6 protein-coding genes are annotated in these 9563 nt (G+C 56.7%); all 6 read left to right on the plus strand.

Features of this window, described 5'->3' with window-relative positions; genetic code table 11:
- Nucleotides 1–479 precede the first annotated feature (479 nt).
- The 6 genes from WCA10_RS05010 (at nt 480) to WCA10_RS05035 (ending at nt 9183) form a co-directional block, all read left to right on the plus strand.
- The gene (locus WCA10_RS05010) at nt 480–809 is read left to right on the plus strand and encodes a PadR family transcriptional regulator (RefSeq protein WP_472821403.1); all 330 of its coding nucleotides are present in this window, start codon (nt 480–482) and stop codon (nt 807–809) included.
- Entirely contained in the window at nt 806–1537 is a 732-nt protein-coding gene (locus WCA10_RS05015; RefSeq protein ID WP_472821404.1) for a hypothetical protein, read from the plus strand. Before WCA10_RS05010 ends, WCA10_RS05015 begins: the two co-directional genes overlap by 4 nt.
- Complete coding sequence (locus WCA10_RS05020) at nt 1534–2595, plus strand: alpha/beta hydrolase-fold protein (RefSeq protein WP_472821405.1); 1062 nt, start codon at nt 1534–1536, stop codon at nt 2593–2595. Before WCA10_RS05015 ends, WCA10_RS05020 begins: the two co-directional genes overlap by 4 nt.
- A gap of 189 nt (nt 2596–2784) precedes the next feature.
- Complete coding sequence (locus tag WCA10_RS05025; protein ID WP_472821406.1) at nt 2785–4089, plus strand: acetamidase/formamidase family protein; 1305 nt, start codon at nt 2785–2787, stop codon at nt 4087–4089.
- A 142-nt stretch (nt 4090–4231) separates the two neighbouring features.
- Nucleotides 4232–5194, plus strand: a complete 963-nt coding sequence (locus WCA10_RS05030) for a tyrosine-type recombinase/integrase (RefSeq protein WP_472821407.1) — start codon at nt 4232–4234, stop codon at nt 5192–5194.
- A 608-nt stretch (nt 5195–5802) separates the two neighbouring features.
- Nucleotides 5803–9183, plus strand: coding sequence for a protein kinase domain-containing protein (locus WCA10_RS05035; RefSeq protein WP_472821408.1), 3381 nt, complete (start codon nt 5803–5805; stop codon nt 9181–9183).
- Nucleotides 9184–9563: the final 380 nt, after the last annotated feature.

Consider the following 9563-nt stretch of genomic DNA (forward strand, 5'->3'; position numbering starts at 1 on the left):
CCAAAAATCGTAACTTTTCCTTCATGACCGGCTCCCTTCCGCTTGTGGCTCTGAACTGTGCGTCCTTCTGAACTCACAGCCTAACCCACGATCAGCGCATCGGTGCCGGTCACTCCATACTGACTGTTGTCGCCAGTTGAGAGTCGAAGTTACCGAAAGCGCGACTTTCTAGGATCTCAGCTGTGTCCGTGATAGTAGGGACTCGCAGGTTACCGATTACCGATCATCTCTTCGGAACGGAATCCCCGATTCTGTGGAAGTCTCCGAACTTGGCAGCGGCACGAGATAAACTCTTCTGCCATTCTGATGGAACTCACAATAGGAGCATGCGTATCTACATCACCCAAACGGCGCATTCGTGGTCTGGACTATACCTTTACCATTCACCCCATGGGGTCTAGATACCGCCCGCCTGGAAGTGCTTCCACCGGGAGTGATTGACATGTGTAGCTGATTAATACTACAATGTAGTTCTTATTATGCTTGGAGAATTCGAATACCTCATTCTTACCGTCGCCGCCACGCTCGACGAAGACGCCTACGGCGCTGCCATCCGCGCGCAGATCGAGCAGAAGACCGGACGCCGATGCTCCATCGGAGCACTTTACACCACCATTGAACGGCTGGAAGCCAAGGGCCTGCTCAAAACATGGATGGGCGAAGCCACACCGCAACGCGGAGGCCGCGCCAAACGAATGGTGCGCGTTACCCCCAAAGGCACCCACGCCGCAAAAGAATTCTACGAAGCCATTACAAAGATCAGCATCGGCGCCGCCTGGGCCTCGCATCGCCCCGGAGCTAAAGCATGAATCGCGTCATTGTCGACCTCATCGCGCTTCTGCTCCCACCCTCCGACCGCGAAGCCGTCCTCGGCGACCTTGCTGAATCCAGCGCGCCCTTCGCATCTTCGCTTTTCGAAATCCTCGGCTTCGTCCTGCGACGTCAGTTCCTCTGCTGGCTATCGTGGCGGCCATGGTTTGCCGCTATTGCTCTCGCATACACCACAACATGGTTGCTCATGGGTAATTCTGTCGATATCAGCACAAACGCGGTGAAATGGTATTGGGGACCAGCTTCCTGGCATTATGTACCCTATCGCCTGACGGATTTCACGCTATCTTTTTTGCGGCTCTTTGCGGCTGCATGGTCTGCTGGGTTTGCTGCCGCTCGAATTTCGCGCAGAACACTCTGGGGCAGCATGCTGTTAATGCTTGGCCCCTCCATTTATTGCTTCAAATTGTTCCATGTAGAGGCTCACTTCGATCACCACATCATCCAGCTTTCGCCGTTCGTACTGTTTCTCTATCTGCCGCTGATGATTTTTGGCATACGCGCAGGACTGCATAACCTCCGCCCACGCCCTTGGCTGACGCTTCTGTTGATCATTCCCTGCAGCCTGCAATTGGTTCCTATGATGAAAATCCAGAACGGGCCAAGTTTTGTCTTGTGGACCCTCATCCCGCTCTGGCCATGCTGGTATCTCGTATGGCTTGCACTTCCCTCCATCCGCCGTACTAAGGAAGCCTACTCGCTATGATTCGCGCCCCTCGTATCTTTGCTCTCGCCTTCGTTTTCCTTTTTCTCGTCTCCGCTTCATCCTTCGCCGCAGACTCCGGCACTCTCGTCGACCGAGAGATTCACTCCGACAATCTCACCCACAATCTCATCGGCGTCGATCCCACGCGCAAGCTCACCATCTATCTGCCGCCCGGATATAACATCTCCACGCAACGTTACCCAGTCCTCTACTTTTTGCCAAACCCATTCGGCGGTCATCGCAATATCTTCGATCAGCACCACGCCGCCGAACTCTTCGAACGCGCCATCGCTGCCAATCAGATCGGCAAATTCATTCTCGTCTCCGTAGACATGCGAACGCCCTTCGGCAGCACCTGGTACGTCAACTCGCCCGTCACCGGAAATTGGCAGGACTTTTTTATCCGCGACCTCGTCCCCTACATCGACGCCAACTTCCGCACTCTCGCTACGCGTAACTCGCGCGGTCTCCTCGGCGACTATATCGGCGGCTACGGTGCTCTTCGCTTCGGCATGGAGTATCCCAACATATTCAGCGTCGTCTATGCCATGCATCCCGTCGGCATCGGTTCCGGCGTGCAAATGCTCGTTTCACGCCCCAACTGGTCCACCATCGCGAACGCAAAATCGCTCAGCGACCTGAACAGCGACGGCTTCACTCCCATCTTCGCCAGCATGTTTCAGGCGGACCTGCCCGACCCCGCCAAGGCTCCGCTCTATTTCGATCCGCCTGCGCATCTCATCAACGGCAAGCTCGTCATCGACTCCGCACAGATGGCCCGTCTGCGCGAAAACCTCTTCATCGAATCGCTCATCCCCAGATACGCCGACAATCTCAAGTCCCTCCGCGCTCTCAAAATCGACTGGCCCCGCAGCGATGGCATCTGGGACCACGTCTATGCCAACGAGGCACTCACCTATAAGCTCAACGAGTTCGGCATCGTTCATGAAGCCGAAGAATTTAACGGTACATGGGGCGGCGATCCCTACTGGGATGGTTCCGACAACCGCGTCTACAACGAAGTTCTTCCTTTCTTCCGCAACCATCTGGACTTCTAAAACTTTCCGCGCAAAGAAGAATTCCCACGCAGGGCGCCGTAGGTTCGAGACGTGCGATTTTGATAGAGTGACACGGCGAAAGGTTTGAACCGCGGCGAACTACGGCCGGTTTCCCTGCGTACAATCGTTGGGAGCCAATGTACCCCCATTGCGGCTCAGCGTCCAATCCAGCCTTCAGGAGAAATGTCCATGGCTCATATCAAGCTCCTACCCATGCTGTTGGGTCTGTCTTTTCTCGCCGCTGTCGCTCAGACACCTTCGAACACAGGTCGTTGGATTGTTTCGACAGACTATTTCGGCACTCCTCTGACTCCTCTCCTCAACCTTGAACAGACCGGTGATAAAGTGACGGCTACAGGCCGGGGCTACAAGTATGTCGGCACTCTCGACGGGACTGCCCTGCATCTCATTGCTACGGATAAAGAGGGCAATACCGATGAAATCACCGCTACGCTCGCAGATGGCAAGATGGAAGGAACGGATACAGAAACCGACGCCAATGATAAGGCGCACCCGGTGACTCTCAAATTCACGGCTGTTTTGGCGCCTGCACTGGAACATCCCCAGCCCCAAACTCATGAGTTCACGCCGACGGTCTTCTATCGTCAGGTATCCGCCTTCAACAAACCGGTCCTCACTATCAATCCAGGAGACACAATTCACACCACTACGGTGGATGCGGGCGGGACTGATATGAATGGGATCAAAAGGTCCCTCGGCGGCAATCCTCAGACCGGCCCGTTTTACATCGAGGGAGCAATGCCGGGAGACGTGCTCGTTGTCCATATTAAGAAACTCACCTTGAATCGCGATTGGGCCGAGAGCGACGACGGGCTTGATGAGCGTGCCTTGAATAGCGATCTCGCCGTTAAGGTCAAGGATAACGGTAAATCCATTCGTTGGCATCTCGATCGAGCGGCGGGGACTGCAACTCCCGAATCCCCCGCAGAGCACCTCAAGCACTACACGATCCCTCTAAAGCCCATGCTCGGTTGTATCACTGCTGCCCCCGGCACTGCGCAGGCCCCACCCGGCACAGGCGACTCGGGATACTACGGCGGAAACATGGATTTCAACGAAATTAGAGAAGGCGCAACCGTCTATCTTCGCGTGGCAAACCCCGGCGCGCTGCTCTATTTCGGCGACGCACATGCCGCGCAAGGTGACGGCGAGCTTAATGGCAATGCCCTCGAAACGTCCATGGACGTGGAACTTTCTGTTGACGTCATCCCCAACAAGCGCATCGGAGATCCTCGCGTGGAGACGGCCACCGACATTATCACCATGGGGCTTGACGGTTCGCTCGATGACGCTTTCAAAGAAGCCACGAGCGATATGGCTTCATGGCTCGAAGAAGACTACAAACTCACGCCTTCAGAGATTGCGCAGGTGCTTGGAACCGCAGCTGAATACCATGTCAGTGAAGTTGCTGACAGAAATGCCGGTATGGTGTTGAAGATCAGCAAAGCCCGTCTCGCCGCGCTTGTGAAATAGGAGATGTTGATTGCGGCGAAACGCGACGACGGCATCAGATTCTGGATTTACGGTAAATCGCCTGGGCGCTCATTGAACCGCGGCGCGTGACCCGGAGTGTTGCTTCTATCTTGTGCATGTCAGCGGCGTGGAGGCCGCGTGCATGCGCAAGAAGAGCAGGAAACCTCCGTCTCGCAAAATCGTTCTGCGGCTGCCGGACTTGGATCACACCAAAGCCGCTGTTCTTAACAGCCTCAGTTCCCCTCATTCTAGGCGGAACTACAAGTTCGCTATGGAGCAATTCATCACCTGGTATTGTTCCGAACCGCGCCTTGCTCTAAATAGGGCCGTCGTTCTCAGGTTCCGCCTCTACCTCGAATCCCTTGGATTGGCTGCAGGAACGATCAATCAGCGGCTTGCGGCAGTGAGGCGACTCGCGTATGAGGCCGCAGATTCCGGTCTGCTTAGCCCGGAGCTTGCCGCCGGGATCCGCCGCGTGAAGGGTGTGAAGCAGTTGGGATTCCGTCTGGGGAACTGGTTAAAAAGCGATCAGGCCAAGCTGCTCCTGGAATGCTCTGACGGCGAGGATCTTCGCAGCATTCGTGACCTCGCCATGATGGCAGTACTTTTGGGCTGCGGTTTACGACGTGCCGAACTGTCAGCCCTGGAAGTGGAAGACTTGGAGGTCAGGCAGGGACACTGGGCCATTGTCGACTTGATTGGCAAGGGCAGTCGTGTAAGAACCGTGCCAATGCCCATGTGGGTTAAGGAGGCGGTCGATCGTTGGATCATCGTGGCCAACGTTAGCCAAGGCCGGATCTTCAGGGCCGTCAGCCGACACGGAACGCCATGGGGAAAAGGCATCTCCGAGAACGTCATCTGGTACGTAGTTCGGAGGTGCGCCGAACGGGCCACGCTGGATCACCTCGCTCCACATGATCTGCGTCGAACCTGTGCGAAGCTGTGCCATACTGCGGGCGGCGAAATCGAACAGATCCAATTCCTCTTGGGACACGCGTCTGCACTCACCACGGAGCGATATCTCGGCTGCAAACAGAACCTTGAGAAGCCTGTAAACGACCGTTTTGGGAGCTTGTTCGCGGCTAGAAGAGTCGAATCACGGTAAGCCCTGTTATCAACAGTTGAAGAGTCATTTGCTTGTCCGAGAAGCCGACAATTCGCTCCGGTGGATTGCCGCAGCGAAGCGGGCCCAACCACATCCTTAAACATAAGGCCCGCGTCCGCCGCGCCATCGGGTTCCTTCTGACGGCTTCTTCAAACGCGCGCCCCAATCCTCTGTTCCGCTCCATTCTGTGCACCAACGCGCCTCCGAAAAAGCACTAGCGTCATCCAGACACAATTCATGTCAGGAAAGATACTTTTCTGGCGAGAGCGACAAAGACTGTTCTCGCAGCCTATCGGTCGCCTGAAGGACTTGTTGCTTTCTTGGCTTGTCTACTTTTCGACAAGTAACTGTTTGTCGATGGGTGCATTTGGCGGGCGACAATTTTCCGCGTACAGTCTGTTACAGGTAGGTCCCGTCTGTCATTGCCTTCGGGATGCAGTACTTTGAGAAGCGGTCCTCACCCCCTCCGGATAGGAACGATGGATAAATGGGATCAATCCGCAGAGGAATTGTTCGGAGCCGTTTTGGATTTGGCGCCCGAGAGACGCGCCGCATTTCTGGATCAAGCGTGCCAGGATACACCTGAGCTCCGTCAGTTAGTGGAGGATTTGCTTCTCGAGAACGATCGCGCCGGCAGTTTCCTGGCTGCGCCGCTGCTTACGACGCAGGGTATCTCGCAACCGGGCAAGGGCTCCGCCATAAGCGGCCAGCTACCTCCAGGGACGATGGTCAGTCGCTACTCCATCGTCGCGCCCCTCGGGTCCGGGGGTATGGGTGTGATTTATAAGGCGAGGGACACGGAACTTGCACGCGTGGTTGCATTGAAGTTCCTGCCTGTCGCAATGGCGCAAGACCCGCAGGCCCTGGAACGCCTTCGCCGCGAAGCTCGCGCGGCCTCCGCTCTCAACCATCCAAATATTTGCACCATTTACGAGATCGGAAGATCTGGGGGGGCGTCCTTCATCGCCATGGAGTTCATTGATGGCTTGACTCTGAAACATCGGATCTCAGGCCGTCCGCTGGAAATAGATGTTCTGCTCCCATGGGCCATCGAGGTCGCCGACGCGCTCGACGCCGCACACGCAGGGGGCATCACTCATCGCGACATCAAACCAGCGAATATTCTTATCACCGGCCGTGGACATGCCAAGATCGTGGATTTCGGTTTAGCCAAGCTAACCGGTCGCCTTTCCGTCGGCCAGACGACAGCTACCGAAACTGGAGGCGGCACTGATGACCTGGTGGAACTCACTGCTCCGGGGTTCATGCTCGGCACCATCGCTTACATGTCTCCGGAGCAGGCTATGGCGAAAAAACTTGATTGCCGCACAGATCTATTTTCTTTTGGCGCGGTGCTCTATGAAATGGCTACCGGCCTGGCGCCTTTTCGCGGCGAAAGCGTCGCGACCATCTTCGACGGTATCCTGAACCGGCAGCCGGTTCCCGCCACGCGCACCAACTCCCGGCTACCTGCCGGGATCGATGGAATCATTGACAAGGCGCTCGAGAAGGATCGCGAGCTGCGGTATCAACGCGCATCCGATTTGCGGGCGGACTTGCAGCGCCTGCAACGCGACCTAAGCCCGACTTCACCGTCTGTTCACAAACAGCGTGCCTGGCAAACGCCGCTCAAGTTTGCCTTCCTGGTGGCGATGGTACTTTTATCGATTTGCGCCGCGACCTTATTCTTCCACGGACGCAGACCTCGGGAAGTCGTTTCCCCACAGGTGAATCGCCGTCGCACTATTGCGGTGTTGGGCTTCCAGAATCTTTCGGGAAGGCCTGATCAGTCTTGGCTTTCGACGGCACTCTCCGAGATGCTCACCACCGAATTGAGCCAGGGGGACCAGTTGCGCACCATTCCGGGCGAGAGCGTGGCGGAAATGAAGCTCAGCCTTTCGCTTAAGGATGCAGACAGCTATGGCCGCGAGACTCTGAATCGCATCCGTCAGAATCTCGGCAGCGACGAAGTAGTGCTGGGCTCGTACCTTCCGCTGGGCGATGGGCAACTGCGGCTGGATCTGCGGCTCCAGGACACGGCGGCTGGGGAGACGCTGGTCTCTATCTCGGTGAAAGGCGAAGAATCCGAAATCGATGAACTGGTGAGCAGAGCGGGTGCGGAACTGCGTGCGAAGCTGGATATCGGCCCTCTTTCCGACGTGCAGTCCACGATGGTGAAGGCCTCGTTGCCTTCGAATCCCGAGGCTGCCCGTCTCTACGCCGAAGGCTTACAAAGATTGCGCGTGTTTGATGCTCGCTCTGCTGTCGACCTGTTACAGAAGGCGGCTGCACTTGATCCTAACCATGCCCCGACTTACTCGGCATTGGCTGCAGGCTGGTCAACACTGGGCTACGAGAGCCGGGCAAAAGAGCAGGCCCAGAAAGCCCTGAAGCTTTCCGGCCAAACTTCCCGGAAAGAGCGGTTGCTGATTGAGGCGCGAGCCCATGCGCTTTCGGCGGAAACTACGCAAGCCATGGAGAGCTATCGCGCTCTGTGGGAATTCTTCCCCGACAACGTGGATTATGGTTTGGCCCTCATTAGCACCCAGATTGCTGGAGGGCACGCGGTTGACGGGGAAAAGACGCTTGCGCAACTTCGCCAATTGGCCGTGTCGGAAGCGGACGCGGCCGGCATTGATTTGGCCCAAGCCAACATTGCAGCGTCGCTGAGTGACTTTCATCAGCAGCAGTCGCTCGCGGAACGAGCGGCTAACCGAGGCCGTGCGATTGGCGCAAAACTGCTGGAAGCGCAAGCCCTGCGGCTGGAAGCGAACGCATGGGAACGTCTGGGACAAACGCAGAAATCGATCGAGCGTTCGCAACAGGCGAGAGACCTCTTCGTTGCAGCGGGTGATCGGCGCGGCGCCGCGGTTACGGTGCTCAGCGTGGGCGACGTGCTCTTCGATAAAGGTGACTATGTGGGTGCCCGGAAACAGTTCGACGAGGCGCTTCCGGTCTTTCAGGAAATCGGGGCGGAGCGAGATATTCGCGCCACTTTCGAGCGCATAGGCAATGTCTTCTACAGTCAGGGAAACCTGCACGAGGCGGAGAAGTATTACAGGCAAGCCTTGCGCTTTGATCAGCAGATCAATGATCCAGGGGGGCTGGCCAGCGATTACGGGAACTTGGCGAATGCACTTGAGGGGCTCGGTGACCTGGCCGGTGCACTTAAGATGCAGAAACAATCTCTGGCGGCGTTCAATGAGATTGGCGATCGGCGTGGGGCCGCGGAAACCCTGAATAATTTGGGCAATGTGCAGTCCGAGATGGGCAATCTTGACGAAGCCAAGGGCTACTTCGAGAAGTCTCTAGCCCTACATCGCGAGATTAGCTACCTTGGCGGCGAACCCTATCCAATCTCCGGTCTCGGCGACGCTTTGCTGGCCCAGGGCGACCTGCCTGGCGCACGCAAGCAATATGAACAAGCACTTGCGTTGTGCAAGGAAATAAAGGATGAGGACTTTTCTGCGCAGCTTGAGGTCGCGCTGGCGTCGGTTGCTTTGGCAGAGAAACGATACGCCGACGGAGTGTCACTGGCTCGGCAGGCAACGGTGGTGTTCGATAAATCGAACTCCAACTCCAGCGAGGCATGGGCTCAGGCTATGTTAGCGAGGAACTTGCTGGGTGCGGGAAATTTGGCGGAGGCGCAGAGCGCGGCGGGGAAGGCCATCGTGCTTTCCAGGCAAAGCACAGTGGCGAACTCGCGCTTCGAGGCTGTGCTGGCGGACGCTCGCGTCAAGGCGAAGTTGGGCAAGTGGTCTCAAGCTCGCGAGGAACTTGAATCCATGATCTCCTCCACTCGCCGGTTTGGGTATCGCCCGTTTGAATACCAGGGCCGCCTTGCTCTGGAAGAGATTGAGCTGTGGTCTGGATCCACTCTCGCGGTTGCCGGGCTGAACGCTCTCGAGCGCGACGCTCGAGCCCAGGGACTTCTGCTGGTAGCCAACCAGGCGCATGACTTTTCTCGGGTGCCTGCTTTTGGGAAGTAACAGCGCTTCGGGAACACTGGAACGTGGTCTTTGGACTTAGAAATATCTTCGCATTTAAAACTCCCTGATGTTGCGAACGATAAGCAGCACCCCAATTGCAGAGCATAGCGTCGGCTTGGGCGAAGGTAGGCAAGTCGGCACCTGAAAACACACTTCTCCAGACACAATCAAAATGGGCACCGATTGGCCGCATGAACGGACCGAAGCGCTCATCGATCATTCAAGTCGATCAGTGCTCGCGGCAATTTCCCGTAAAACGTCAGGACTCTATCGGAGCTGCTCCGCGCGATGAGGCGCAATGAGTGGCAGGAGACAGCGCGGAGCAGGTCGGATAGAGCGGTTTGAAGGAAGGCGCTGGCGCGATCGGAGCACAAATGTTG

This window comes from Occallatibacter sp., from assembly GCF_049582745.1.
Taxonomy (GTDB): Bacteria; Acidobacteriota; Terriglobia; order Terriglobales; family Acidobacteriaceae; genus Telmatobacter.

Coding starts and splice junctions, on each gene's coding strand:
- WCA10_RS05010 (WP_472821403.1), top strand. CDS start 480: ATGCTTGGAGAATTCGAATACCTCATTCTTACCGTCGCCGCCACGCTC.
- WCA10_RS05015 (WP_472821404.1), top strand. CDS start 806: ATGAATCGCGTCATTGTCGACCTCATCGCGCTTCTGCTCCCACCCTCC.
- WCA10_RS05020 (WP_472821405.1), top strand. CDS start 1,534: ATGATTCGCGCCCCTCGTATCTTTGCTCTCGCCTTCGTTTTCCTTTTT.
- WCA10_RS05025 (WP_472821406.1), top strand. CDS start 2,785: ATGGCTCATATCAAGCTCCTACCCATGCTGTTGGGTCTGTCTTTTCTC.
- WCA10_RS05030 (WP_472821407.1), top strand. CDS start 4,232: ATGCGCAAGAAGAGCAGGAAACCTCCGTCTCGCAAAATCGTTCTGCGG.